Consider the following 24,900-nt stretch of genomic DNA (forward strand, 5'->3'; position numbering starts at 1 on the left):
GTCTTTCGCCGACGCGGCAGTGCCGTCTTTCGTCGACGCGGCAGTGCCGTCTTTCGCCGACGCGGCAGTGCCGGCCGTCCGCGTACGCGATCGCATGCGCGGACGGCCGGCTGTCGCGGCTGTCAGCCGAGCTTCCCGGTCGGTTCGAACTTCACGCGCAGTTCGGGGATGCTGCGGGTGTAGAGGCCCTCCTCGCGCGGTACGAAGCCGTCCTGGTACTCGATCGAGTCCATCGTGTCGAGCACGAGGTTCAGCGCGATGGTCATCTCCGTCTTCGCGAGCATAGAGCCCACGCAGAAGTGGCGGCCGAGGATGAACTGCACGTGGTTGGCCGCACCACTGAATGCTCGGTCGACGTTGAGGTCGGTTCGGAAGATGTCGAACTCGTCCGGATTCGAGAAGTGGCGCTCGTCGCGGTTGGCGGCCGCGAGCATCATGATGCACGTCGCCCCTGCGGGGATGGTCGAGTCCTCGATCTGCACCTCGTCCTCGGTCTGGCGCATGATCATGTGGACGGGTCCGGAATACCGCAGCGTCTCGGCGATGACGCGGTCGGCGAGGGTGCGGTCCTCGCGCACGGCCCGCATCTGCTCGGGATGGTCGATCAGATTGCGAATCATGCTGGCGATGGCCTTGTCCGTCGTCTCGCCACCGGCGACGAGGAGCAGACTGACGAAGGCCTTGATCTCCTCGTCGGACATCTGCTCGCCGTCGACCTCCGCGCGGCACAGGCGCGAGAGCAGATCGCCGCCGTCGCCCGAGCGTCGTTCGCGGATGATCGGCAGCATGTACTCGCGCAGCTCGACATGGGTGCGTTCGGCGGCGGCGTTGATCTCGGGGTCTCCGGCCAGGTTGTTGAGATAGGCCATGATCGAGAAGTACCAGCCGCGGAACCGCTCGTGATCGCTCTTGGGCAGGCCCAGCATGTCGACCATCACGTTGATGGGGAATCGGCTGGTGAACTGGGAGACGAGTTCGGCCTCGCCCTGCCGGGCCACCGCGCCGAGCAGCTCGCCGGCGTTGCGCGCGACGATGTCGCCGATCAGCTGGGCGGCATTGTGGGTGATGGCCGGCATGAAGCGTTCGAGTCCGTTGCCGCGGAAGAACGGGTTGAGCAGCGCGCGGTGCGTGGAGTGCTCGCGCCCTTCCATCTGCAGGATCGTGCGGCCGTGGATGGGCTCGAGCTGCCATTCGTAGTTGCGGCTGGAGAACTTCGGGCTGCGGAAGGCCTCGGCGCAGTCGGCGTACCTGCTGATCAGGTAGCTGTCCGTGCCCTCGTGGTGCAGGGCCGGGTAGTGGTCGCGCAACACGCGGTGGAGCGGGTACGGGTTGTCGAGGAACTCGGGGGAGAGGATGTCGGGGGCGATGGGGCGGGGATCGACTGCGGTCACTCTGGGATCTCCTGATCGTCGAATCGAGGGTCGAGCAGGATCGGTGCCGGAGCACCGGTCGGGGTCGTGCCGCTCCGCCGAGGGTCTGGGGCCGGAGGTGGACAGTGATCCGGATCACTAGGTGCTGATAACTATAAATACGATTCGAATGATGTCAACGCATATTGGTGAAACGAGTTCTCGACGGGAACGGGCGCCCACTCGTGAGGAGTGGGCGCCCGCACCGAATCTGCCGTCCAGCTCGAGGGTGCTGCCACGCCGGCGGTAGTCGGCGAGCGCCGCGTCGTACTCGTCGTCCGATCCGAGTCGGCTGCACATGCTGGACCCGCAGCGGGTTAGAAGAACCGTTTGACGACCTTCGCTGTCGGCGCGACGTCCATGTCCGAGCGGACGTAGAGGGCGTCTGTGATCCGTTTGATCGGCAGGGTGTGCCATGGATCGAGTTCGGATTCCACACCGAACGAGATCGAGCCGCGCCCGGACCATGCTTGCTTCGGGGTCACACGGCAGGAGTTGAGCACCAGATCCGCGAGCGACGGGTCCCCACCCTCGGGATTCGGGATGACCCGGAGGCCCATCGGCTTCATGTCGTAGGGCTCGAGGTCGACCGGACGCTCCGGCTTCATCTGTACGGTGCAGATGCGGCTTCCCTTGGGACGTTCCACGATTCCCTGCATGACCTCGCTTTCCTGCTGCCACTCGATGTGGCCGAACTTCTTGGGGTTGCCCCAGATCTCACGGCCGGCGGCGAGTGCCGACTCCTGGTTGAGCAGGATGCGGACGGGATAGATGCACGGCTCGCCCTCCCACGTGCAGTCGAGGAACTGGTAAGCCTCCTCGTACGCACCGAACGTGGTGAACGGCATCTTGGCGATGACGATGCGGACGGTTGCGGGGAGAGTGAGTTCGAAACCCGCTGCCTCCGGAAGGAGGTCGAGCGCGGCGTTCTCGTCGGTCTCGTAGGCGACCGTGATGGTCTCCATGTCGCGATAGTAGACGGGCGGCTTCGGGTAGAGCGGCTCGTCCACCGGCATCGTGTAGCCGAATTTCTCCCGGGTGAGTCGTCCCTGCTTGGCCATGATTGCTCCTTGCGTCGAGGGAAATGTGGCGGATCAGTGTTCGTAGACGGGAGTGGTGGTACCCCGGGGGACGATCATCTTGTCGAACTGCGCCTGCTCGATCAGGGCGGTGTCGCAGAACTCGAGCATGGCCGCGATCTTGTCGTCGCGGACGGTGACGATCCAGCAGTACTGGTTCTTGTACGGAACCCCGTTGCGGCCCATGCCATCCGAGCGGCAGAATACGACGACGCGCCCGTCCTCCAGCGAGAGGACGTCCTCGACCTCGAGTGGCTTGATGCCGTACTCCTGGCTCAGGCCCTGCACGGACGGGCCTTCGCGCTCCTCGCCGCGGAAGTTCGCGCCGAGAAAGTCGTTCTGGATGGACTCGAGACCCTTGTAGGTGCCCGAGATGGGAGTGGATCCGATGAGGGTCCAGGTGGCATCGGGATGGAAGTAGCGGGTGAACGCGTCTCCCACCCCCTCCGAATCGCCGCGGACGGCGGCGAGCCAGTTCTGTACGACCTTCTTTTCGTTGGTTCCCATGTCCATTCGCTTTCGTGATTCCGGGGCGGGCTGCTCCCGCGCCGGTCGACAGGTCCGTCCCGAGGAAAGCCGCCGTCGATGCTCGCGCATCGGCTGGGATGGGACGGGGGCTCTCCTGCGGTGGCTCGGGCCTCTGCGGATCGTCGAATCGACGGTCGAGCGGGAGTTGCGTCGCTCAGGGGCGAGCGCCTCCGCGGACGGTTCGGGATCGGAGTCGAAGTGATCCAGATCACCGATGCTGACGACTGCATGCGGAATTTGGGAATTGTCAATGGATTTCGCGCACGCCGAAGATGCCGAAGGGGGCGTCCACTCGGTGGAGTGGACGCCCCCTTCGCGCGCGGGAACTCGCGCGGGAACTACGGTTGCGTCGTCTTCGGCGGCTCCAGCGTCCGGAGGGCGGCGAGCAGCCGCTCCGGGATCGGGGCCTTGTTTCCATCGGCGCCGCGCACGGCGAACGTGATCTTGCCGTGAGCGACGAGTTCGTCGCCGCGCTCGAAGTCGAATCCCAGCGCGTACGAGGTGGTGCCGAGGTGGTCGAGGACGACCGTGCAGGTCAGCTCGTCGAACACCTCGCAGCTGGTGATGTACTGGCACTCCGACTTCAGGCCCACGGTGTAGACGCCGACGGTGTCGAGCAACGTGTGGCTGTCGAGGCCGAACGAGTGCAGCCAGACGCTGTACGTGCGTTCCATCCACGGGTAGTTGATGGCGAAGTACGAGATCCCGACGGCGTCGCAGTCGCCGTAGGCGAGCTGGAAGCGCTGCTGCGTGACGGCGGTGGTGGCGGTGGTCATGTCGTGTCCTTCCGGGTGGATCAGGGGTGGCCGCCGTCGACGGTGACGATGGAGCCGGTCGTGAAACTCGAGGCGTCGCTCGCGAGGTAGAGGGCGGCGCCGACGATCTCGTCGGGCTGTCCGCCGCGCTTGGCGGCGAAGCGCTGCGCCCGCTGGGAGAACGCCTCCATGTCCCACGAGTTGCTCACGTCCGTGAGGAAGGTGCCGGCCATGATTGCGTTGCTGCGCACCGTGGGACCGAACGCGTGCGCCATGCCGATCGTAACGGCGTTGAGTCCGGCCTTGGCGGCGGCGTAGGGAAGGATGTCCGGCCTGGGGTGCACGGACCCGGCGCTGGAAATGTTGATAATGGATCCGCCGTCGCCCTGCGCCATGCGGGTTCCGACGAGTGCCGCGAGCCGGAACGGGCCCTTGAGGTTCACCCCGATCACCTTGTCGAACAGCGTTTCGCTGACGGTGTCGAGACTGTCGTACAGCGGGGACATGCCCGCGTTGTTGATCAGCACGTCGATCTTCCCGAAGTGACCGTAGGCCGCCTCGACGAGTTCCTCGATCGATTCCCATCGTCCGACGTGGAACGAATGCGCAAGCGTCTTGCGTCCCGTCTCCTCGGTGATCTCGTCGGCGGTGGCCTGGCAGGAGGCCAGGTCACGGCTGGCGATGACGACGTCGCAGCCGGCGCGAGCCAGCCCGAACGCCATGGCGCGGCCGAGGCCCCGGCTGCCGCCGGTGACGATCGCCGTGCGGTCGGTCAGATCGAACGCGCGGACGGGGTCGAACCCCGGGCGGGTCCGGCCGGTTGTTGAATCGGTCATCGAGTTCCTCCACTGGTCCTGGTTGACGGTACCCAATTCCTTGCTATTGTGATCATAGATTAGCGGATAGTGATCCAGTTCACGACAATGGCCGAGACCGCGCCGAGTCACACCGCCGTGTCGCACCCGGTGGATCGGACGCATCGCCAGAACGGAGTACAAGGTGAGTGACGACCAGCAGGACCTGTTCGCCCTGCCGCAGCGGTACCTCGACCTCCAGCGGGAAGCCCGGGACCTCGCGGCCGAGTGTGCCGACATCGCCGCGCGCGCCGACGAGGCGGACAGCTTCGATCCGGACGTCCGCAAGCGGCTGACCGCGTCCCGGCTCACCGAGGTCGTCGTGCCGGCTGCCTACGGTGGTCGCTTCGAGAAGGTCGACTCGCTCGCGGTGACCATCGTGCGCGAGGCCCTCGCCGCCGAGTCGGCCCACCTCGACTCCATGTTCGGCATGCAGGGCATCGGCAGCTACTGCATCAGCGTCGGCGGCTCCGAGGAACTCAAGGCGGAGTGGCTGCCCAAGGTGGCCCGGCTCGAGGCCGTGGCCGCGCTGGGCCTGACGGAGCCGCACGTCGGCTCCGATCTCAAGGCACTCAGCACCACCGTCGTCGAGCGCGACGGCAAGCTGATCGTCGACGGGCACAAGTCCTTCATCACCAACGGCGGCGACGCGGACTTCTACAGCATCCTCGCCCGCGAGGGCGACGGATACTCCCTCGTGCTGGTCCCGGCCGACGCGCCCGGCCTGCGCATCGAGCGCCCGCACCAGATCATCGCGCCCCACGTGCTCAGCGACGTCATCCTCGAGAACGTCGAGGTACCGGTCGGCAACCGCATCGGGGGAACCGGGCAAGGGCTTCGGGCTCGTCCTCGCCACCCTCGCCACGTTCCGCGTGTCCGTGGCCGGCGCCGCCGTCGGCGTGGCCCAGGCCGCGCTGGACGAGGCGGTCGCCCACGCCAAGACCCGGGAGGGCTTCGGCGTCAGCCTCGCGCGTCTCGGATCGGTGCCCGAGCACCTCGCCTCCTGCTGGACCGACATCGAGATGGCGCGCTCGCTGACCTACCGCGCGGCCGCCGCGTCGGCCCGCGACGCACGCGCCAATCTGCACCTGTCGTCGATGGCAAAGGTCGGCGCCACCGAGGCGGCCGCCCGCGTCGTCGACCGCTCGGTGCAGATCATGGGCCGCTTCGGGCTCGTGCGCGGCGGGAAGCTCGAGCGCCTCTACCGGGAGGCCCGTCCCATGCGGATCTACGAGGGCTCGACCGAGGTGATCTTCGATTCCCTGGCCAAGCAACTCGTGAAGGAAGCCCATTAGGGGCAGAATGCGGACCAGAGGCAGGCACCCATGACAACGGACGCGAACACCACCAAGCTGGAGCGAGTCGTCATCCGCTTCGCGGGCGACTCGGGCGACGGCATGCAGCTGACCGGCGACCGGTTCACCTCCGAAGCGGCCGCGTTCGGCAACGACCTCGCGACGCAGCCGAACTTCCCCGCCGAGATCCGGGCACCGCAGGGCACGCTGCCCGGCGTGTCGTCGTTCCAGATCCAGATCGCGGACCACGACATCCTCACCGCGGGTGATCGCCCGGACGTCCTCGTCGCGATGAACCCGGCGGCGCTGAAGGCGAACATCGGCGACCTGCCGCGCGGCGGCACCGTCATCGTCAACACCGACGAGTTCACCAAGCGCAACCTGTCCAAGGTCGGCTACGCCGCCAGCCCGCTCGAGGACGGCAGCCTCGACGAGTTCGTGATCCACCAGGTGCCGATGTCGAGCCTGTCGGTCGGGGCGGTCGAGCCGGCCGGCCTGAGCCGCAAGGACGGGGAACGCGCGAAGAACATGTTCGCGCTCGGGCTGCTGTCGTGGATGTACAACCGGCCGGTGGGGCGGATCGAGGAGTTCCTGCGCACGAAGTTCGCCAAGAAGCCGCAGGTCGCCCAGGGCAACCTGCTCGCATTCCACGCCGGGTGGAACTACGGCGAGACCACGGAGACGTTCGCGACGACGTTCGAGGTGGCCAAGGCGGACCTGCCGCCCGGTACGTACCGGCAGATCACCGGCAACACCGCCCTGGCCTACGGCCTGGTGGCCGCCGGTGAGCTGTCCGGGCTCGAGGTGTTCCTCGGGACGTATCCGATCACTCCCGCCTCCGACATCCTGCACGAGCTGACCAAGCACCGCAGCCTCGGCGTGACCACCTTCCAGGCGGAGGACGAGATCGCCGCCATCGGCGCGGCAGTCGGGGCCTCCATCGGCGGCGCCCTGGGCGTCACCAGCACCTCCGGTCCGGGCCTGGCCCTCAAGAGCGAGGCCATCGGCCTGGCCGTGATGACCGAAATCCCCCTCGTGGTGATCGACGTGCAGCGCGGCGGACCGTCGACGGGCCTGCCGACCAAGACCGAGCAATCCGACCTGCTGCAGGCGCTGTACGGGCGCAACGGTGAGTCGCCGGTCGCGGTGCTCGCGCCGCGCTCGCCGGCCGACTGCTTCGCCACCGCGGTCGAGGCGGCCCACATCGCCCTGACCTACCGGACCCCGGTGCTGCTGCTGTCCGACGGCGCCATCGCCAACGGCTCCGAACCCTGGCAGATCCCGCGGGTAGACGAGCTCGCCCCGATCGAGCCGGGCTACGAGACGGGCCCGGACGCCGGTGGTGCGCCCCTGCGCCCCTACGCCCGGGACCGCGAAACCCTGGCCCGCACCGTGGCGATCCCCGGAACGCCCGGCCTCGAGCACCGGATCGGTGGCCTCGAGAAGGCGAACGGCAGCGGCAACATCTCCTACGACCCGGCCAACCACGATCTGATGGTGCGCCTGCGCCAGGCGAAGATCGACGGGATCTCGGTCCCGGACGCCGAGGTCGACGATCCGTCGGGGCAGGCGGAACTGCTGATCGTGGGATGGGGCAGTTCCTACGGGCCGATCGGCGAGGCGTGCCGCCGGGCCCGGCGTCGCGGCACCGCGGTCGCCCACCTGCACCTGCGGCACCTGAACCCGTTGCCGCGCAACCTCGGTGAGGTGCTCGGCCGGTACCGCACGGTGATCGCGCCCGAGATGAACCTGGGACAGCTGACGAGTGTGCTGCGGGCGCGCTACCTTGTCGACGTCCAGCCGGTGACCAAGGTTCAGGGCCTGGCCTTCCTCGCCGACGAGATCGTCGACGCGATCGATGCCGCGCTCGCCGGCACCCTGCGCGAGCTGGAACACGCCAAGACCACCGCCGCGCTGGCTGCGGCCGAGTACCGTCCGGAGCCGGACCGCGAGGAGGAATCGGCATGACCGAGTTGATCAGCCGCGTGGGCACCGATCTCGGACTGAGTGCCACCGCGCTCGTCCCGACGACCGACACCCCGCAGAAGGCCAAGGACTTCACGAGCGACCAGGAGGTGCGCTGGTGCCCGGGCTGCGGTGACTACGTCATTCTGGCCGCGATCCGTAACTTCCTGCCCGAACTCGGCCTGCGGCGCGAGAACCTGATGTTCGTCTCGGGCATCGGCTGTTCGAGCCGGTTCCCGTACTACCTCGAGACCTACGGCCTGCACTCCATCCACGGCCGTGCGCCGGCGATCGCGACCGGTCTGGCCGTCACCCGGCCCGACCTGTCGGTGTGGGTGGTCACCGGTGACGGCGATGCCCTCTCGATCGGCGGAAACCACCTGATCCATGCGCTGCGCCGCAACGTGAACCTCACGATCCTGTTGTTCAACAACCGGATCTACGGCCTGACGAAGGGGCAGTACTCGCCCACGTCCGAGGTCGGGAAGATCACCAAGTCCACGCCGATGGGTTCGGTGGACCACCCGTTCAACACGCTGTCCCTCGCTCTCGGTGCCGAGGCCACCTTCGCGGCCCGAGCGCTCGACTCCGACCGCAAGGGTCTGACCGACGTGCTGCGCCGCGCAGCCGAGCACCGGGGCACCTCGTTCGTCGAGATCTATCAGGACTGCCCGATCTTCAACGACGGCTCCTTCGACGTGCTGCGCAAGGAGGACGCCGAGCAGCGGGTGATCCCGCTGCGCCACGGTGAGCCGATCGTGTTCGGCGCCGAGGGCCAGAAGTGCGTCGTCCGTGACGGATTCGGACTGCGCGTGGTGGACACGGCGACGGCCGACCCGGGTGCGATCGTGGTGCACGATGCGCACGCCGACGATCCGGAGTACGCCTTCGCGCTGTCGCGGCTGTCCGACCAGGACCTCGAACACACCGTGTTCGGCGTGTTCCGCAGCGTTGCCCGTCCGACGTACGACGACCTGGTGCGGGAGCAGAACGAGAGCGCCCGCACCGGCGGTCTCGACCGCCGAGACTCCCTGCAGTCCTTGTTGACCGGGCACGACACCTGGACTGTGTCCGATTAGCCCGATGTTCGAATAGGGTCGATCGCCGTCCCTCGGCGCGGAAACTGGGGTCCTCGTACCCCTAGACAATGCGCATGATTAGTATAAAGTGACTGCCATCACACCTCCCTTCCTTCCCTCCCCTCGGCAGGAGTAGTCGTAATGTCGCTCAGGAACGAAATCGAAAACGCCCTCGCCCGCTACGCGCTCGCCTACGACGACGGCGACATGGACGGCGTCGAGCGCGTCTTCGGCGAAACCGCCGTGTTCACCATGAAGATCGGCGACGGCGACCTCATCGGGCCGCTGAACGGCCGCGAGGAGATCATGGGCCTGTTCCGCGGCGCGCACGAGTCGCAGACCGACCAGCGGCGGCACATCACCACCAATCTGCTGATCGACGAGATCGACGAGAAGAACGTCCGCACGGTGTCCTACCTGCTCATCACCTCCGCGGAGAACGGTGCGCTGAAGGTGTTGTCCACGGGCAAGTACGAGGACGAGTGGACCCGGAGCGGCGGCGACTGGGTGCTCACCAAGCGGCACATCGCCCTCGACCTCCCGTACTGAACCCTCCCGCATCCGGAGACACCCATGACGATGAACCAGGGCCTCATCCCCGCCAAGTGGGCCGCCCTCACCCCGAACCGCATGGCGTTGTACGACGTCCCCAACGATCGCCGCATCACGTTCGCCGACCTCGACGAGCGCGTCCGGCGCCTGGCGAACGGACTGCGCGGACTCGGCCTGGAGAAGGGCGACCGCGTCGCCGTGCTGACCAAGAACAGCATCGAGTTCCAGGAACTGTTCTTCGCCGTCGGCCGAGCGGGACTGATCCTGCAGCCGCTGAACTGGCGGCTGGCAACTCCGTCCCTGCTCGGGCTCGTCGCCGACGCCACCCCGAAGGTGCTCATCACCGCCTCCGAGTTCCGGTCCGTGGCAGAGGAACTGAGTCGATCCACCACGGTCGACCACTGGCTCGAGTTCGGCCCGGGCGGAAGCGGGACGTACGAGGAGCTGCTCGCGAGCTCCAGCCCGGCCGAACCGATCTGGACGCCGAGCGTCGGGGGAGACGACCCGTTCTTCATCCTCTACACCGGCGGCACCACCGGCGAGTCCAAGGGCGCGCTGCACTCGCACACCAGCGCGGCCGCCGGCATGCTCAACCAGACCGTCGCCGAGCGGGTCGTTCCGACCGACGTCTACATGCTCACCGGCCAGATGTACCACATCCCGGTGGTGCTCTCGATGAACTACATGAAGCACGGATGTCCGGTCGTGCTGGTCAATTTCGAGGCCAAGCAGGCGCTCGAGATCATCGAGTCGGAACGGGTCTCGGCGTTCCTCGGCATCACCACGATGCTGAACTGGATGATGGCCGTGGAGAACTTCGACTCCTACGACCTGTCGAGCCTGCGCAACATCCAGTACGGCGGCGGCCCCATGCCGTCCGCGATCGTGCGCAGCGCGCTCGAGGCGTTCCCGTGCACCCTCATCCAGGGATACGGCCAGACCGAGGGCACGACCATGTCGTTCCTGTCCCAGGAGGACCACCTCGACGCGGTCAACGGCATCAACGAGCACCGGCTGAAGTCCTGCGGCCGCGAAGGATTCGGCACCACGATCCGGGTCGTCGACTTCGACGGCAACGAGGTCCCCAAGGACGGCAGGACCCCCGGCGAGATCGTGGTCCGCTCCGAGGCCAACATGCTCGGCTACTGGAACAAGCCGGAGCTGACCGCGCAGACCCTGCGCGACGGCTGGATGTGGACCGGCGACGTCGCGGTCTGGGACGAGGACCACTACGTCTATATCGTCGACCGGGCCAAGGACATGATCATCTCCGGTGGCGAGAACATCTACAGCATCCAGGTCGAAGAGGCCATCGGCGCCCATCCCGCAGTCCTCGAATGCGCCGTCATCGGCATCCCCGACGACGAGTGGGGCGAGGTCGTCAAGGCCGTCGTCGTGCTCAAGCCCGGGCACACCGCCACCGAACAGGAGATCATCGACACCGCCAAGCGGAACCTGGCCTCCTACCAGAAGCCCCGTTCGGTCGACTTCGTCGACGCCCTGCCGAAGGCGCCGACCGGGAAGATCATGAAGCGGGACCTGCGGGCGCCGTACCTCGAAGCGACGGCGGCCCGATGACCGTGGACACCGGACGCCGGGTGCCGACCGAGACCGAACTCGCCGAACTGGTCGGCACCCGCTTCCCCGGCGGCCAGGCCACGCTCGAGCCGTGGTGGGTGCACCTCGTCCTCGACAGCATGCTCGCCGACCCCGCCGACGGCGGTGCGCACCCGGTGCTGGTGTTCCTCGTCGCCACCGGCGCGATGGGCTGGAGCTGGGACGAGTTGTTCGCGGTGTTCGGGGCCACCGAGGCCGACGGCCCGATGGCCGGGGAAACCGAGACGGTGGTGCACCGGCCGCTGCGCGTCGGCGCCACCTACCGCGTCTCGGGCGAGATCGTCTCCGCGACGCGCAAGGTGGGCCGGCGCACCGGCGTCTTCGACATCGTCGGCTACCGTCTCGACCTGCACGACGAGGACGGCGCGCACTGTGCCTCCACCACCAACTCGATCGTGTTCCCGCGGCGAGGAGAGAACGCATGAAACCGACCGTCGGACAGAAGATTCCCGAGCGCACCATCGACGCGGTGGATCCGGCCCGGATGAAGACCCTCTCGGCGCTCATGCGGGACCCGAACCCGATCCATTTCGATCGGAAGGCGGCGAGCGCGCTGGGCCTCGGCGACCGCACGGTCAATCAGGGCCCGAGCAACATCGCCTACGTCGTGTCCATGCTCGGCTCCTGGGCCGGTGGCGTGGACCGGGTCACCGGATACCGGTTCAGGTTCCTCGGCAACGTATTCGAGGGTGACAGGCTGCGGGCCGCGGGCGTGGTGACCGACGTGGAGGAGACAGCCGACGGCCTCCTGGTGCGCTGCGACCTCACGCTCGACGTCCTCGGCGGAGCGCGCGTTCTCGAAGGCACCGGAACCGTCCGGTTCCCCGCCGATCGCTAGACACCATTTCCCACGAGAGGGGCGACAATCATGGCAGGACGAGTAGAAGGCAAGGTCGCGTTCATCACCGGGGCCGCCCGCGGCCAGGGTCGCAGCCACGCGCTGCGGCTCGCCGAGGAGGGCGCCGACATCATCGCGGTCGACATCTGCGAGAACATCGACTCGGTGACCCCGTACTACCCGCTGGCCACCGAGGACGAGCTCAAGGAGACCGTCCGGCTCGTCGAGGCCCTCGACCGGCGGATCGTGGCGCACCGCGCCGACGTCCGAGACCGCGCGGCGCTGCAGCGCGCCTTCGACGACGGGGTGGCGCAGCTCGGCGGCGTCGACATCGTGGTCGCCAACGCCGGCATCGCCACCTACGGCCGCTCGTGGGAACTCACCGCCGAGCAGTGGCGCGACATGATCGACGTCAACCTCACCGGCGTCTTCAACACCGCGGTCGTCGCGATCCCCACGATGATCGAGCAGGGCCGCGGTGGGTCCATCATGTTCACCAGTTCGATCGGTGGCCTCAAGGGCATTCAGCAGGTCGCCCACTACGTCGCCGCCAAGCACGGCATCGTCGGGCTCATGCGGACCATGGCGAACGAGCTCGGTCCCCACAGCATCCGGGTCAACACCATCCACCCGACGAACGTCGACACCATCATGATCCAGAATCCCGGGACGTACGGCATGTTCTCCCCGGGGGATCCGGAGCCGTCGCAGGAGAAGGCGATGCCGGGGTTCATGTCGCTGAACACGCTGCCGGTGCCCTGGGTCGAATCGATCGACATCAGCAACGCGGTGCTGTTCCTCGGCAGCGACGAGGCACGGTACGTCACCGGAGTCACCTTCCCGGTGGACGCCGGCGCGTACGTGAAGTGATGTGACGATGGCCGTCGGAATCGACGACAACGAGGATCTGCGTACGCTGCGGGTCGACGAGGAGGGCATCGCCGAACTCGTTGCGGCGCAGACCGAATGTACCTTCGCCTTCAGTACGGCGGCCGGGTGGCCCGCCGGGGTGGTGATGAGCTACCTGCACCACGACGACCGGTTCTGGCTCACCGCCGCGAAGGACCGCGCGCACGTACGTGCGGCGATGCGCGAATCCCGCGTGACGCTCGTGATCTCGAATGCCGGCACCGGCCTGCCCGGCAGGCGGATGCTCGCCGTCCGCGGCCGCGTCACCGTCCACGCCGACGCGGAGACCAAGCGCTGGTTCTATGCGGCGTTCGCGCAGCGCCATGCTCCGACCGATCCCGCAGCCTTCCAGCGACTGCTGGACAGCCCCAACCGAGTCGTCCTGGAAGTCCGTCCCGTTCGCATCGCGGTCAGTCACGACTCGACCAGGATGCCGGGCGACGGACGCGGCGGCTCGCTCGGGCCTCGACCGAACAAGGAGTGAACAATATGACCGCGGATCCGGACTCCGCCTACGCCCACCTGCTCTCGCCGTTCCAGATCGGCCCGATGAAACTGCGCAACCGCGTGGTGCTGCCGCCGCACGCCTCGGCGATCGGCAACATCTTCGGGTCCGAGGCCGACGCCGAACGCAACCTCGCCTACTACGTGTCCCGGGCGAGGGGCGGAGCCGCGTGGTTCGACAGCCTCAGCGCCTGGGTTCCGAACACCGGGGTGATCCCGGGGTTCGAGCCCACCGGCGTCGGCGCCACGGTCGAGGGCCACTACAGCCTGCCGATCTTCGTCGAACGCGTACAGGCGTATTCCGATGCCCTGCACGCCGAGGGCGCGGTGGCGACGGGGCAGATGGTCCACCAGGGCGGCATGCCGCATGGTGCGTCGTCGGTCCTGAGCGCTCCGGTGATCAACAACGTTCCGCACAAGCTGAACCGGGAGGAGATCGCCTACTTCGTCGGCCAGTACAAGTTCTGTGCGGAGCAGGCCCAGAAGGCACGCCTCGACGGCGTCGAACTCCACATGAACCACGACGATCTGCTCGAGTACTTCCTCTCGCCGCTGACCAACAAGCGCGACGACGAGTACGGCGGCTCGATCGAGAACCGTTGCCGGTTCCCGGTCGAGGTGCTGCGGGCCATCCGCGACGTGATCGGATCGTCCATGGTCATCGGCATCCGGCTGAACCTGCGCGAGGAGGTCCCGGGCGGCTACGACATCACCGGGGCCATCGAGATCGCGCAGTACCTCGAGAGCACCGGCCTCGTCGACTACTTCCACGGCGTGGTGGGCAGCCCGTGGGGCAACCCGTCCTACATCCAGCCGCACTTCTACGAGGCCGGCCAGTGGAGCGATCTCGCCGGGCAGCTCAAGCGGGCGGTGTCGCTGCCCGTCGTGCACACGGGCCGCATCAACCACCCCGACGTCGCCGAACGGATCCTCGCGGCCGGCGACGCCGACGTCGTCGGCATGGCCCGCGCGCACATCGCCGAGCCGTCGATCATCGAGAAGGTCCGCACCGGCCGCGTCGACGAGATCCGGCCCTGCGTCGGCGGCAACGAGTGCATCAGCCGCCGCTACGTCGAGGGCCTGCCGTTCGGCTGCGCGGTCAACCCCGTCACCAGCAACGAGGTCGACGGGCCGTGGCCCACCGTGACCGACCCCCGGCGCGTGCTCGTCGTCGGTGGCGGCCCGGCGGGCATGGAGTTCGCGGCCCTGGCCCGGGAGAAGGGCCACGACGTGGAGTTGTGGGAGGCGTCCGACGTGCTCGGCGGCCAGCTGCGCACCGCGATCAACGCGCCCACGTACGACATGTTCGAGAAGTACCTGGACTGGCAGCAGCGCCGGCTCGAGCGGGCGGGCGTGAAGATCGACTACCGGCACGCGGCGACGAAGGCGGAGATCGAGGCCGCCGGATTCGACGTGGTGGCGGTCGCCACCGGCTCCACCCGCCGGATCCCGGACATCCCGGGCGTGTACGGCGACAACGTCGCCGACATCCGCGACGTCCTGAACGGCGACGCCGCGGTCGGCAAGCGGGTCCTGATCGTCGCGCAGGACGATCACATGCCGCCGCTGTCGCTCGCCGACTTCCTCACCGATCGCGGTCACGACGTCACCATCGTCTACGCGACGCAGGTCGCGGGCCAGCTGCTCGGCCGCTACATCGTCGGTGCGATCCTCGGGCGCCTCGACGAGAAGGGCGTGCAGTACCGGTTCATGGAGGACGTCGTCGAGATCACCCCGACCGGGGTGGTCACCCGCAACGTCTACTCCGGCCGAACGCACCAGGTCGACGGCTTCGACTCGGTGGTGCTCGCCTGCGGTGGCATCGGGGACGCCGGCCTGTACGAGAGCATCAAGGACGGCCCGGCTGCCGAGGGCGAGCGGGAGGTGCACATTCTCGGTGACGCCTACGCGCCGCGGCGCCTGGTGTTCGCCACCCGTCAGGCGTTCGCGCTCGCGAAGCTGATCTGACGGACACCACGACGGGGGTGCGGGCTTCGGGCCCGCACCCCCGTTTCGGTGTCCGTCGGCGATGAGCGGGAGGTTGCTGCGTCGAGCGGGAGGTTGTCGTCGTCGCTTCTCGCGTTTCGGCGCGAGATCCTCCCGCTCGGCGCGAGATCCACCCGCGCGACACGAACGACGCAGCGAAAAGCGCCGGGCGATCGCTGGTCGCGATCGCCCGGCGCGAGATCCGCCGCATCAGGCCAGGACGAATCCCTTGAAGTCGGCGTCCCGGACCTCGTTCCACGTCTGCTCGTACAGCACGATGCCGCCGGCGTAGGGCATGAAGATCTGCGGCTTGCCGGGGATGTTCTGACCGCGGTACCAGGATCCCGACTCACCCTGCGGCCACAGGGTCATGTTCGCGATCTCCTCGACCGTCTCGACCCACGCGTTCTGCGCTTCCTCGGTGGCCTCGATCGTGGTCAGTCCGTGCTCGCGCATGTGGTCCATGGTCTCGACCGTCCACTCGACGTGCTGCTCGATGGCGGTCACCATGTTCGACAGCACCGACGGGCTGCCGACGTTGGCGATGATGAACATGTTGGGGAATCCGGCGGTGCCCAGGCCGAGGTGCGTCTTCGGGCCCTCCTGCCACGCCTTCTGCAAGGGCAGGCCGCCCCGGCCGCGAATGTCGATCTGGGTGAACGCGCCGGTGAAGGCGTCGAACCCGGTGGCGAGTACGACGGCGTCGAACTCGTACTCGGTGCCGTCGGCGAGATGCATGCCGTGTTCGGTGAAGCTGTCGAGGGGCTTCTTGCGCAGGTCGACCAGTTCGACGTTGTCGCGGTTGAAGGTCTCGTACCAGTCGGTGCCGACGACGGGCCGCTTCGCACCCATCGGGTAGCCGAACGGCTTGAGGCTGTCCGCGACGTCCGGGTCGTCGACGATCTCGTCGATCTTGGCCCGGATGAAGTCACAGACCGAGTCGTTCGCCCGCTGGTCCACCATCAGGTCCGCGAACGCGCCGAGGAAGGCAATTCCGCCGCCCTGCCAACGCTTCTCGTACTCGGCCCACCGCTCTTCGTCGCTGACGTCGAACGCGGCCTTGGGGTTGTCGTCGCGGATGCAGCCCGCGGCGGCGGTCCGGCACGCACGGCGTCGCTCGCGGTAGTTCGCCTTGACGTTCGCGACGAACTCCGGGTCGAGCTTGTGGTTGCGGGCGGGAATGACGAAGTTGGCGGTGCGCTGCAGCACGGTCAGCTTGCCGGCCTGCTTGGCGATCTCCGGGATGGCCTGCACGCCGGAGGATCCGGTGCCGACGGCGGCGACCCGGAGACCGGTGAAGTCCACACCCTCCTCCGGCCACGCGCTGGTGCGGTAGATCGGCCCCTGGAACTTGTCGAGGCCCGGAACATCGACGTCCTTGGGGACCGACAGGCAGCCGACGGCCATGAGGCAGAACCGTGAAACGTACTCGTCGCCCTTGTCGGTACGGACGTGCCACTTCTGCTCGCCCTCGTCGAAACGGGCTTCGGTGACGGTGGTTTCGAGACGGATGTCGCGGCGCAGGTCGAACCGGTCGGCGACGTGCGAGAGATACGCCTGAAGCTCGGGCTGCGACGGGTAGCGCTCGCTCCACTCCCACTCCTGCTCGAGTTCCTCGTCGAATCCGAACGAGTAGTCGTGGCTGTCCACGTCGCAGCGGGCGCCGGGGTAGCGGTTCCAATGCCAGGTGCCGCCGACCTCCTCGCCCTTGTCGAGCGCGACGGCGGTGTAACCGTGCCTGCGCAGCTTCCACAACAGGTACAGGCCTGCGAAGCCGGCGCCGACGACGACGGCGTCGACCTCGATTGCGGATGTTGAGGAGTTGGGGGTTGCAGTCATCGGATGACCTCTCTGACTGGGGGATTCGATCGGATGTGCCGATGTCACCGCCAGGCTCGCGGTTTCGGTGTGCCAGGCGGGAGCGCGGTGCGGCCGGATGGTCGTCCGCTCGCGGAAAAGTCTGTGACGGGTATCACTCTATCAATGCGAATGGATATAATCAAAGGTGTAGAGCGGATATATTTGGCGGGCGTCGTCGCGCCACCCCGTGTGCGGGGCCGTTCCACACCCCCGTGTGCGGGGCCGTTCCACACCCCCGTGTGCGGGGCTGTTCCACACGGAAATCTCCGAATCCACCATGGAAAGAGGTCGACATGTACCGACTCGTCGCCGCGTACAACCACCCCGAGGATCCCGAGAAGTTCCTCGAGCACTACCGCAACGTGCACTCCAAGCTCGCGCTGAAGCAGCAGGGGATCCGGAACTACGAATGGGGCGTGTGCTCCACCCCCGACGGCAGCACCCCGCCGCACTTCCTGGTCGCGGTGTGCGACTGGGACAGCAAGGAAGCCATGCTCGCCGACATGGCGTCTCCGGAAGGGCAGCAGGGCGCCGCCGACCTCGAGAACTTTGCGCAGGCCGGCGTCTCGTTCGACTTCTACGAGATCACCAAGGACATCTGAGCCGAGACATGCGACAGGGTGGGGACCGCGAAGTCCCCACCCTGCCGCATGTGCCGCTGCCGTGCTCCGGTCAGGCGTCGAAACCGTCCATCTGCGGCGTGGTGAGGCCGGTGATGATCCGCTCGGCGATCTTCCAGCCGTCGGCGGTGCGGACGTAGCGGTCCTCGTTGAGCGCGATTGCCTTGATGGCGGCGCCGTTCTTCATCTCCGCTTCGGAGAAGACGTAGTTCGTACCGGTGGCGTGGTCGTCGTCCTCGAAGTCGATGACGTGGTTGGTGATGATGTGGAACTGCTTGTCCACTGCCTGTGCGTCCCGCTCGAAGAAGTCGAGGATCTGCTCGTGCCCCTCGTACCGGGTCAGGCCGACGGCGCTGGCGTCCCACGCTCCGTCGGGTGCGAAGGCGGACAGTGCCTCCTTGGGGTCGAATCGATCGAGGCCACGGGCGTAGAGATGGGTGATGCGGATGATCTCGTTGATGTCGTCGGCGCGCATGTGTCGGTCTCCGATGTACTCGAGGTGCAGGGTCAGGGAACGGATGGCAGGTCGATGCCGTCCAGGTCGGCCTTGATCTGGAGAGCAAGGTACTTGTTGTAGATGCGGGCGAGGGTGAGATTGCCGCCGCTGAACCAGAATCCGTCGTGACCCGAACGTCGCCACACCGACCGGATCTCGCCCTCGTCGTCGAGACCCCAGACCGGTCCGCATTGGTCGGCGACGGCGTCGCCCAGGATGCGGCGGGCAGTGTCGAGGATGCCCCGGAACCCGGTGGCGAACACGACGGTGTCGGCGGGCACGACGGTGCCGTCCGACATGACCACTCCCTCGGGAACGAACCGTTCCACGGTCTTCCCTGCGACCAGTCCGATCGACCCGTCGGCGACGAGCCGGGACGCTCCGACGTCGATGTAGTAGCCGCCGTTCCGGGTGAGGAAGAGGTCCATCGCTCCGGTCCCGCCGTCGCCCAGGTGATGCCGGAATCCCCGGGCGCTCAGGGCATCGAGCAGGTCGCGATCGATGTCGGCCATGGCCGCGACGGCGGTGCGCAGGCCGTCGACGAATCCCTGGTCCCGCCGCGCGAACGACGCACCGACGAGGTCGGCGATCTCGGTGGGCGCGGTGTTCTCGCCGTAGGCGGGTTTCAGCATGACGTCGACCACGGTGGTGCCGCCGACGACGTAGGTCGGACCCCGCTGGACGAGGGTCACGTGAGCGCCGGTGTTGTACAGGTCCTGGGCGATGTCGTGGCCGCTGTTCCCGGTGCCGATGACGACGACATCACGGCCGCTCCGTCGTGGGTCCGTCGTGTACCGGCCGGAATGCAGCAGCTCGCCCGCGAATTCTCCGGTCCCGGGGATGTCCGGTACGAGCGGCTCGGTGCCGCTCAGGCCGGTGGCCAGGACCACGTGCTGCGGGCGCAGCACCCGCCGTTCGCCTCCGCGGTCGAGCAGCACCTCCCACCGCTTCGTCGCGGGATCGTACGAGGCGCTCACGAGTTCCGTGCGGGTCCACACGTTCAGTTCCAGGGCTCGGGCGTAGATGTCGAGCCAGTCGCCCATCTTGTCCTTCGGTGTGAACACCGGCCAGGTGGGTGGGAACGGCATCATCGGCAGATGGTTCGACCACACGGGGTCGTGCAGCACCAGCGAGTCGTAGCGGTTGCGCCAGTTGTCACCCACGCGCTCGTTGCGCTCGACGACGAGCGCGTGGACGTTCATCGCCCCGAGGTAGGCGGCGAGCCCGAGACCGGAATGTCCGGCGCCGATGACGAGGACCTCCGGATCCCGTTCGGTGCACTCGCTCGCGAGGAGCCGGCGATCACCCCAGTGGACGGTGACGCGTTCACCGGGTTCCGGGACACCGTTCGGACGACGCTCTCCCACAGCCGGTTCGGCGCCGGCGAGACTGTCGAGCGTCGTCAGGACAGCCGTCGCGCGCCAGCGGCCCGCGTCGTCCGGGGTCAGTCGCGCGACGCCACGGACGTGTCCGAACCGGATGGTGAGGCGGAAGAGCAGCTGCACGACCGGCGGGCCCTCGCCTGTCGGCAGCAGCGCCGGTGGCACGGAGGAATCGAGCGCTTCGTCGCGGACCTCGAGATCCGCCGCGCCGGTGAGCAGCGGGCGGATCGCCGATTCGCCGTGCAGGCTGCGCAGATCGCCGGTGAAGGCGAGCAGGTCGCGCCACCACGCGTCGGTGGCGAGTGCGTCCGGGTAGTCGTCGGCGTTTCCCGATCGGAGCGCACCGGCGAAGTCCGCGAGCCAGCGTTCGGCGACCGCGTCGGGGTGGGCGGGATCGAGGCGCGGTGTGTCGAGTCGAGCAGTCATGTGGTCTCCCGTTCGTCCGGCCGGGTCAGCGGAGGGTGTAGCCGGCGTCGACCTTCAGTTCGGTGCCGGTGACGTACCGGGCCTCGTCGGAGGCCAGGTACAACACCGCGTTGGAGATGTCGATCGGCTCGATCCACGGCACGGGCAGGACGTTGGTGGTGGCGAAGACCGGTGCGGCCTGTTCCTGGGTGGGATGTTCGACGTCCGGGAGGAACAGCCGGAAGCAGGCCTCGTTGAGGATCATGTCCGTGGCGACGCCGGTGGGATGCACGGTGTTGACGCGGATGCCGTGCGGACCCAGTTCCAGTGCGAGCGTGCGCATCAGGCCGACCACGGCATGCTTGCTCGCGGTGTAGGGCGCGACGTTCGGCGTGCCCTTCAGGCCGGCGGTGGAGCTGGTGATGACGATCGACCCCCCGGTGCCCTGTTCGATCAGGTGCGGGGTGACGGCCTTGCACGTGTGCCACACGCCCTTGAGATTGATGTCGAGGACATCGTCCCAGTCGCGTTCGCTCACCAGGTGTGTCTCGTCGCCGAAGAGGAAGATGCCGGCGTTGGCGGCGACGATGTCGATCCGGCCGAGCTCGGCGATGCCCTCGTCGACCACGGCTTTGACGGCGTCGAAGTTACGGACGTCGGCCTTGCGGGCGATGATCCGGCGATCGAGTGCCTCCACGGCGCGCACCGTCTCGGCCAGGTCGTCCTCGGTGGCGCCGGGGTAGAAGCGGGTGACGCTCTCGATGTCCTCGGCCACATCGAGAGCGACGATGTCGGCGCCCTCCTCGGCGAGGCGGATCGCATGGCTGCGTCCCTGGCCGCGGGCCGCGCCCGTGATGAAAGCGACCTTACCTGCTACCCGTCCTGTCATAGCTGCTCCTTCGGGGGCCGCCGACGGGCCCGATCCGCCGTCAGCGGTAGGTGTTCCAGGTGGGAGCCGACTCCGGATAGTCGGCCTCGGTGTATCGGGTCTGGGGCCACCGAATCCGTTTGGTGGTACGGAAACTCGAGCCCATCGACTCGAACGGTACCGCGTACATGAACGACACGGCGCGTCTTTCGAAAAGCCAGGTGCCGTCCCGGCGCACGTATCGGTCGCGGTACCGGAACGCGGTCATCATCAGGGTGTCGTGGACCGCGAGTTCGGCATGGCCGGTCATGATTCCGCTTGCGTGCGAGTCGTCTTCGATCGTGACGAGGTGGATCTCGGGTGTGTGCAGCATGGTGTGGTAACGGTCCATGCTGGAGACGTAGAAGGGGCGGATCTGCTCACGGCCGCGCAGCTCGGTGCCGGCGACCTCGAAGACACCGTCCTCGGTGAACATCGACAGCACGGTATCGATGTCGTGGTCGTCGACGGCCAGGGCGTAACGTCCGGCCAGGTCCCGGATCTCGTCCTTGGCGACGAGGCGGCTCAGGGCGGCGGAATCGAGGTCCGCGAGTTTCGAGGCAGTCATCGGCTCTGTTCCTGTCGGAGGTACACGGATCGGGCCGGGACGGAGTGTGGACCCCCGTCCCGGCCCGTGCGCCGGGCGCGAACACTCCCGGGGAATCGCGTGTGCCGATCTAGTCGTCGTACATGATGACGCCGCGAATGTTCTTGCCCTCGCGGAGATCCTTGAACGCGGTGTTGATGTCCTCGAGCTTGTAGGTCTTGGTGACCAGCTCGTCGAGCTTGAACTCGCCACGGCGGTACATGTCGGCGATGAGCGGGATGTCCCGGCGCGCCGTCGTGGTGCCGTACAGGGTGCCCTGCAGGCGCTTGCCCGACATCGCGAAGGTGAACAGGTCGAACGGCACGTCGCGCTGGGTGACGGGAGCGGCGGCGGTGAGCACCAGGGTGCCGCCGCGGCGGGTCATCTCCTGCGCCGGGTTGAGCAGGTGCCCGTAGGCGATGTCGACGGTGATGATGACGACGTCGGCGCCCTGCCCCTCGGTGAGCTGGTCGACGACCTCTCGGCACTGTTCGAAGTTCTCGGTGGTGTGGGTGGCACCGAAGATCTTGGCCTGGTCGCGCTTGTACTCGACGGGGTCGATCGTGACGATGTTCTTGGCGCCCTTGTGCCGGGCGCCCTGGACCGCGTTCATGCCCACACCGCCGGTGCCGATGACGACGACGGTGTCCCCGAGCTGGATGTCGGCCGCATAGACGGACGAGCCCCAGCCGGTGGGGACGCCGCAGCCGATCAGTGCGGCCTTGTCGAGCGGGATGTCCTTGCCGATCTTGACGCACGAGTCGATGTTGACCACGACGTACGGGGAGAAGGTGCCGAGGTAGGAGAACGGGCCGACGCCCTGGCCCCGGGCGTGGACGCGGTGGGTGCCGTCGGGAGCGAAGCCGCCGAGCACGCCGGCGCCCATCTCGCACATGTTGGAACGGCCGATGGTGCACATCTTGCAGTGGCCACAGGACGGCAGGAAGGACAGGACGACGTGGTCGCCGACCTCGAAGCCGGTGACGTCGGGGCCGAGCTCCTCGATCACGCCCGCACCTTCGTGCCCGCCGATGATCGGCGCCCAGTCGAGGGGGATGTCGCCGGTGTCGACGTGGTCGTCGCTGTGGCAGATGCCGGAGGCGGCGAGCTTGACCCGCACCTCCCGGCTCTTCGGGGGATCGATCTCGATTTCCTCGACGCTCCAACCGGACCGGGTTCCCGGCTCCCACAGCAGCGCTCCGATGGTCTTCATGGCTTCTCCTCGTGACGAACGGGGGTGAAGGCGCGAGCGGCGGCCGGCGTAGGGCGCCGGCACGGGCTCGACGGTGTTGATCGCTATGCATGCATGTGATCGCTATCACCATAACCATATGCATGGATATAAGCAATAGCGGTGTCGTCGGAGTTCGCCGGACCTCGGGAGCCGGGCCGCCGGTCGCGAATCGGCCCGGAAACCCGGCGGGCCCGCGCCGAGACGATGCTCGGTGCGGGCCCGTGGGGTCCGTGTCGCCGGACGGCGGCGACAGTGGTGTTCAGCCGCCGAGCGCCTGGTTCCAGGGCAGGACCTGGCTCAGGAGTTCGGGGAACTTGCGCTCGGCGTACCGGACGTATTCGTTGATGTGGTCGCGCATCCGGTCCTCGGACAGGTCCGCGTCGTGCGAATGCAGCGCCTCGTAGATCTGGATGTGCGCCTTGAGGGTCGTCTCCCGCAGCGGGGCGGGGTGGTCGACGCCCATCACCGTGCCGCCGGTGATCCGCAGCAGCGCGTCCGTCAGGTAGCCGAAGAGCGCGTTGCCGGTGGACCAGGCGATGACGTCGTGGAACTGCTTGTTCGTCTCGAGGAACGTGTCGATGTCCGCGGTGTCGAACGACTGCTGCATGCGGTCGACGGACTGCTTGAGCTCGAGCAGGTTCTCGTCGCTGATCCGTTCGGCGGCCAGGCGGCAGATGACGGGCTCGAGGGCGGTGCGGGCCTCCACGATCGTGCTGAGCGAGGCGTTCTGGAGCTGCATCAGCAGGATGATGGTGCTCGCCAGATGGGACGCGTCCGGATCGAGGAGAACGGGACCGCCCTTGGGCCCCGGCTTGAGGGCGATCATCCCCTGGAACTCCAGCAGCCGCAGTCCCTCGCGGAGGGTGCCGCGGCCGATCTGGTACTCCTCGAGCATCGCCTTCTCCGGGGGCAGCAGGTCCCCGGGCTGCAGACCTTTTCGCGCCGTATCCCGGACGATCTGCTGGGCGACCACCAGCGATGTCTTCGGGCCTCTCGACATTGCAGCCACGGAACCTCCTTAGCCTCGTGGCCTCCTGACTTCCGGGAAGCGGAGGCTGTCACGGCGCAGCGGGTGCTCGCCGTGTCGGCGGATCGGGCGGGCAACTTCCCCGGACGATCCGAATTGTGCACTGTACTCATTGTGCACGCGATTGTGCACATTGATGTGCACCATTATCGAACGTGTGCCTATTCGGCGGGCGGGAACTGCGGCTTACGCTTTTCCAGGAAGGCCTGCGCACCCTCGATCATGTCGGCGCTGCCGATCGCCTGGACGAGCATGCCGAGCCCGTTGCTGAACGAGTCCCGGGCGGAGTTCCACCAGATGTTCGAGCTGACCTTGGTGATCTCGAGGTAGCGCGGGCTCAGGGCCTCGAACTCGCGGCACAGCGAGCGGACGGATTCCTCGAGAAGCTCGTCGTCGACCACCTCGTTCACCAGTCCCATCTCGTAGGCGCGCTCCGCCGGGTAGCGCCGGCACAGCAGCGACAGTTCCTTGGCGCGCTTCTCGCCGATCTGGACTCCCATCACGTTCGTGGCGCCGCTGACCGGAGAGCTGCCGACGCGGGGACCCGTCTGACCGAATGTCGCCGAGCGGGCGGCGACGGCGAGATCGCAGGCCACCACCAGTTCGTTGCCGCCACCTGCCGCGGCACCGTTGACGGCCGCGACGACCGGGCGGGGGCAGGTGCGGATCGCGTCGAAGAGTTCGAGCGATGAACGGTAGAGACCCCGCAATTCCTTGACGGTGGGCTGGCTGAGCTGGCCGAGCGAGCCGCCGGCGCAGAAGCTTCCCCCCGATCCGGTGATGACCACCGAGCGGTACTCGGTGGCCTCGTGGAGCGCGTCGACCATGACAGCGCACATCTCGGCGTCGAAGGCGTTGCGGCGCTCGGGCCGGTTGAGCCGGATCCACAGGCTGGAGTCGACGGATTCGAGAACGACGCTCGTGGTGGTGGAGGTGGGGCTGCTCATGGGAACTCCTTCGGTCGAGGTTCACGGTTCGGCTCGGCGGGGTACGAGAGAGGCGGGGTGTGGGAG

Annotated in this window: 23 protein-coding genes and 1 pseudogene; 11 read left to right on the plus strand and 13 right to left on the minus strand. The window is 67.5% G+C overall.

Annotated elements, in window-relative coordinates; genetic code table 11:
- Positions 1-122: 122 nt before the first annotated feature.
- The 5 genes from G6039_RS16425 to G6039_RS16445 all read right to left on the minus strand — a co-directional run bounded on the left by G6039_RS16425 (position 123) and on the right by G6039_RS16445 (position 4,607).
- Entirely contained in the window at positions 123-1,391 is a 1,269-nt protein-coding gene (locus tag G6039_RS16425) for a cytochrome P450 (RefSeq protein ID WP_043802033.1), read from the minus strand.
- Positions 1,392-1,726: 335 nt separating this feature from the next.
- Positions 1,727-2,470 (minus strand): acetoacetate decarboxylase family protein, encoded by a 744-nt coding sequence (locus G6039_RS16430; RefSeq protein WP_006934121.1) that lies wholly within the window; start codon positions 2,468-2,470, stop codon positions 1,727-1,729.
- A gap of 33 nt (positions 2,471-2,503) precedes the next feature.
- A complete protein-coding gene (locus tag G6039_RS16435) occupies positions 2,504-2,995 on the minus strand; it encodes a nuclear transport factor 2 family protein (RefSeq protein WP_144415056.1) in 492 nt (163 codons plus the stop codon).
- A 359-nt stretch (positions 2,996-3,354) separates the two neighbouring features.
- The gene (locus G6039_RS16440; protein WP_006934119.1) at positions 3,355-3,792 is read right to left on the minus strand and encodes an acyl-CoA thioesterase; all 438 of its coding nucleotides are present in this window, start codon (positions 3,790-3,792) and stop codon (positions 3,355-3,357) included.
- 20 nt (positions 3,793-3,812) lie between these two features.
- Complete coding sequence (locus G6039_RS16445; RefSeq protein ID WP_029546546.1) at positions 3,813-4,607, minus strand: SDR family NAD(P)-dependent oxidoreductase; 795 nt, start codon at positions 4,605-4,607, stop codon at positions 3,813-3,815.
- Positions 4,608-4,694: 87 nt separating this feature from the next.
- Here G6039_RS16445 and G6039_RS31430 point away from each other — a divergent pair.
- From G6039_RS31430 to G6039_RS16495, 10 genes and pseudogenes are all read left to right on the plus strand, one after another.
- Positions 4,695-5,920: pseudogene (locus G6039_RS31430) on the plus strand (acyl-CoA dehydrogenase family protein).
- Between the two features lie 30 nt (positions 5,921-5,950).
- A complete protein-coding gene (locus G6039_RS16455; protein ID WP_029546545.1) occupies positions 5,951-7,888 on the plus strand; it encodes a 2-oxoacid:acceptor oxidoreductase subunit alpha in 1,938 nt (645 codons plus the stop codon).
- Entirely contained in the window at positions 7,885-8,964 is a 1,080-nt protein-coding gene (locus G6039_RS16460; RefSeq protein ID WP_043802038.1) for a 2-oxoacid:ferredoxin oxidoreductase subunit beta, read from the plus strand. Before G6039_RS16455 ends, G6039_RS16460 begins: the two co-directional genes overlap by 4 nt.
- 141 nt (positions 8,965-9,105) lie before the next feature.
- Positions 9,106-9,513 carry a nuclear transport factor 2 family protein gene (locus G6039_RS16465; protein WP_006934104.1) on the plus strand — a complete coding sequence of 136 codons (408 nt, stop codon included), beginning with the start codon at positions 9,106-9,108 and terminating at the stop codon, positions 9,511-9,513.
- A gap of 24 nt (positions 9,514-9,537) precedes the next feature.
- Positions 9,538-11,094 (plus strand): AMP-binding protein, encoded by a 1,557-nt coding sequence (locus G6039_RS16470; protein ID WP_029546543.1) that lies wholly within the window; start codon positions 9,538-9,540, stop codon positions 11,092-11,094.
- Positions 11,091-11,558 carry a hypothetical protein gene (locus tag G6039_RS16475; protein ID WP_043802042.1) on the plus strand — a complete coding sequence of 156 codons (468 nt, stop codon included), beginning with the start codon at positions 11,091-11,093 and terminating at the stop codon, positions 11,556-11,558. Before G6039_RS16470 ends, G6039_RS16475 begins: the two co-directional genes overlap by 4 nt.
- Complete coding sequence (locus G6039_RS16480) at positions 11,555-11,971, plus strand: MaoC family dehydratase (RefSeq protein WP_006934099.1); 417 nt, start codon at positions 11,555-11,557, stop codon at positions 11,969-11,971. Before G6039_RS16475 ends, G6039_RS16480 begins: the two co-directional genes overlap by 4 nt.
- A 30-nt stretch (positions 11,972-12,001) precedes the next feature.
- Complete coding sequence (locus G6039_RS16485; protein ID WP_006934097.1) at positions 12,002-12,841, plus strand: mycofactocin-coupled SDR family oxidoreductase; 840 nt, start codon at positions 12,002-12,004, stop codon at positions 12,839-12,841.
- A 7-nt stretch (positions 12,842-12,848) separates the two neighbouring features.
- Positions 12,849-13,364: a pyridoxamine 5'-phosphate oxidase family protein gene (locus tag G6039_RS16490; RefSeq protein ID WP_006934096.1), complete on the plus strand. Its 516-nt coding sequence runs from the start codon at positions 12,849-12,851 to the stop codon at positions 13,362-13,364.
- A gap of 5 nt (positions 13,365-13,369) precedes the next feature.
- Complete coding sequence (locus G6039_RS16495; protein WP_043802046.1) at positions 13,370-15,352, plus strand: oxidoreductase; 1,983 nt, start codon at positions 13,370-13,372, stop codon at positions 15,350-15,352.
- A 228-nt stretch (positions 15,353-15,580) separates the two neighbouring features.
- Here the strand turns inward: G6039_RS16495 and G6039_RS16500 are convergent, their stop codons facing one another.
- Positions 15,581-17,209 (minus strand): flavin-containing monooxygenase, encoded by a 1,629-nt coding sequence (locus G6039_RS16500; protein ID WP_043801201.1) that lies wholly within the window; start codon positions 17,207-17,209, stop codon positions 15,581-15,583.
- Positions 17,210-17,523: 314 nt separating this feature from the next.
- Between G6039_RS16500 and G6039_RS16505 the strand changes: the two genes are divergently transcribed.
- A complete protein-coding gene (locus G6039_RS16505; RefSeq protein ID WP_006934089.1) occupies positions 17,524-17,832 on the plus strand; it encodes an EthD family reductase in 309 nt (102 codons plus the stop codon).
- A 70-nt stretch (positions 17,833-17,902) separates the two neighbouring features.
- On the opposite strand, the gene G6039_RS16510 is transcribed toward G6039_RS16505, so the two are convergent.
- The 7 genes from G6039_RS16510 to G6039_RS16540 form a co-directional block, all read right to left on the minus strand.
- Complete coding sequence (locus G6039_RS16510) at positions 17,903-18,325, minus strand: nuclear transport factor 2 family protein (RefSeq protein ID WP_006934087.1); 423 nt, start codon at positions 18,323-18,325, stop codon at positions 17,903-17,905.
- 32 nt (positions 18,326-18,357) lie between these two features.
- Positions 18,358-20,154, minus strand: a complete 1,797-nt coding sequence (locus tag G6039_RS16515) for a flavin-containing monooxygenase (protein ID WP_043801205.1) — start codon at positions 20,152-20,154, stop codon at positions 18,358-18,360.
- Positions 20,155-20,179: 25 nt separating this feature from the next.
- Complete coding sequence (locus G6039_RS16520) at positions 20,180-21,022, minus strand: mycofactocin-coupled SDR family oxidoreductase (protein WP_029546539.1); 843 nt, start codon at positions 21,020-21,022, stop codon at positions 20,180-20,182.
- Between the two features lie 40 nt (positions 21,023-21,062).
- Positions 21,063-21,608, minus strand: a complete 546-nt coding sequence (locus tag G6039_RS16525) for an SgcJ/EcaC family oxidoreductase (RefSeq protein WP_006934081.1) — start codon at positions 21,606-21,608, stop codon at positions 21,063-21,065.
- 109 nt (positions 21,609-21,717) lie between these two features.
- On the minus strand, positions 21,718-22,839 hold the full coding sequence (locus G6039_RS16530; RefSeq protein WP_006934078.1) for an NDMA-dependent alcohol dehydrogenase: 1,122 nt from the start codon (positions 22,837-22,839) through the stop codon (positions 21,718-21,720).
- Between the two features lie 280 nt (positions 22,840-23,119).
- A complete protein-coding gene (locus G6039_RS16535; RefSeq protein ID WP_029546538.1) occupies positions 23,120-23,860 on the minus strand; it encodes a FadR/GntR family transcriptional regulator in 741 nt (246 codons plus the stop codon).
- 188 nt (positions 23,861-24,048) lie between these two features.
- Positions 24,049-24,834 carry an enoyl-CoA hydratase/isomerase family protein gene (locus G6039_RS16540; RefSeq protein ID WP_006934075.1) on the minus strand — a complete coding sequence of 262 codons (786 nt, stop codon included), beginning with the start codon at positions 24,832-24,834 and terminating at the stop codon, positions 24,049-24,051.
- Positions 24,835-24,900 lie beyond the last annotated feature (66 nt).

The sequence above is a fragment of the Rhodococcus aetherivorans genome, assembly GCF_011058165.1.
In the GTDB taxonomy this organism is placed as follows: domain Bacteria; phylum Actinomycetota; class Actinomycetes; order Mycobacteriales; family Mycobacteriaceae; genus Rhodococcus; species Rhodococcus aetherivorans.

Excerpts from the sequence above, each read along its gene's own strand:
- G6039_RS16430 (WP_006934121.1), bottom strand. The coding sequence starts at position 2,470 with ATGGCCAAGCAGGGACGACTCACCCGGGAGAAATTCGGCTACACGATG.
- G6039_RS16435 (WP_144415056.1), bottom strand. The coding sequence starts at position 2,995 with ATGGGAACCAACGAAAAGAAGGTCGTACAGAACTGGCTCGCCGCCGTC.
- G6039_RS16440 (WP_006934119.1), bottom strand. The coding sequence starts at position 3,792 with ATGACCACCGCCACCACCGCCGTCACGCAGCAGCGCTTCCAGCTCGCC.
- G6039_RS16445 (WP_029546546.1), bottom strand. The coding sequence starts at position 4,607 with ATGACCGATTCAACAACCGGCCGGACCCGCCCGGGGTTCGACCCCGTC.
- G6039_RS16455 (WP_029546545.1), top strand. The coding sequence starts at position 5,951 with ATGACAACGGACGCGAACACCACCAAGCTGGAGCGAGTCGTCATCCGC.
- G6039_RS16460 (WP_043802038.1), top strand. The coding sequence starts at position 7,885 with ATGACCGAGTTGATCAGCCGCGTGGGCACCGATCTCGGACTGAGTGCC.
- G6039_RS16465 (WP_006934104.1), top strand. The coding sequence starts at position 9,106 with ATGTCGCTCAGGAACGAAATCGAAAACGCCCTCGCCCGCTACGCGCTC.
- G6039_RS16470 (WP_029546543.1), top strand. The coding sequence starts at position 9,538 with ATGACGATGAACCAGGGCCTCATCCCCGCCAAGTGGGCCGCCCTCACC.
- G6039_RS16475 (WP_043802042.1), top strand. The coding sequence starts at position 11,091 with ATGACCGTGGACACCGGACGCCGGGTGCCGACCGAGACCGAACTCGCC.
- G6039_RS16480 (WP_006934099.1), top strand. The coding sequence starts at position 11,555 with ATGAAACCGACCGTCGGACAGAAGATTCCCGAGCGCACCATCGACGCG.
- G6039_RS16485 (WP_006934097.1), top strand. The coding sequence starts at position 12,002 with ATGGCAGGACGAGTAGAAGGCAAGGTCGCGTTCATCACCGGGGCCGCC.
- G6039_RS16490 (WP_006934096.1), top strand. The coding sequence starts at position 12,849 with ATGGCCGTCGGAATCGACGACAACGAGGATCTGCGTACGCTGCGGGTC.
- G6039_RS16495 (WP_043802046.1), top strand. The coding sequence starts at position 13,370 with ATGACCGCGGATCCGGACTCCGCCTACGCCCACCTGCTCTCGCCGTTC.
- G6039_RS16500 (WP_043801201.1), bottom strand. The coding sequence starts at position 17,209 with ATGACTGCAACCCCCAACTCCTCAACATCCGCAATCGAGGTCGACGCC.
- G6039_RS16505 (WP_006934089.1), top strand. The coding sequence starts at position 17,524 with ATGTACCGACTCGTCGCCGCGTACAACCACCCCGAGGATCCCGAGAAG.
- G6039_RS16510 (WP_006934087.1), bottom strand. The coding sequence starts at position 18,325 with ATGCGCGCCGACGACATCAACGAGATCATCCGCATCACCCATCTCTAC.
- G6039_RS16515 (WP_043801205.1), bottom strand. The coding sequence starts at position 20,154 with ATGACTGCTCGACTCGACACACCGCGCCTCGATCCCGCCCACCCCGAC.
- G6039_RS16520 (WP_029546539.1), bottom strand. The coding sequence starts at position 21,022 with ATGACAGGACGGGTAGCAGGTAAGGTCGCTTTCATCACGGGCGCGGCC.
- G6039_RS16525 (WP_006934081.1), bottom strand. The coding sequence starts at position 21,608 with ATGACTGCCTCGAAACTCGCGGACCTCGATTCCGCCGCCCTGAGCCGC.
- G6039_RS16530 (WP_006934078.1), bottom strand. The coding sequence starts at position 22,839 with ATGAAGACCATCGGAGCGCTGCTGTGGGAGCCGGGAACCCGGTCCGGT.
- G6039_RS16535 (WP_029546538.1), bottom strand. The coding sequence starts at position 23,860 with ATGTCGAGAGGCCCGAAGACATCGCTGGTGGTCGCCCAGCAGATCGTC.
- G6039_RS16540 (WP_006934075.1), bottom strand. The coding sequence starts at position 24,834 with ATGAGCAGCCCCACCTCCACCACCACGAGCGTCGTTCTCGAATCCGTC.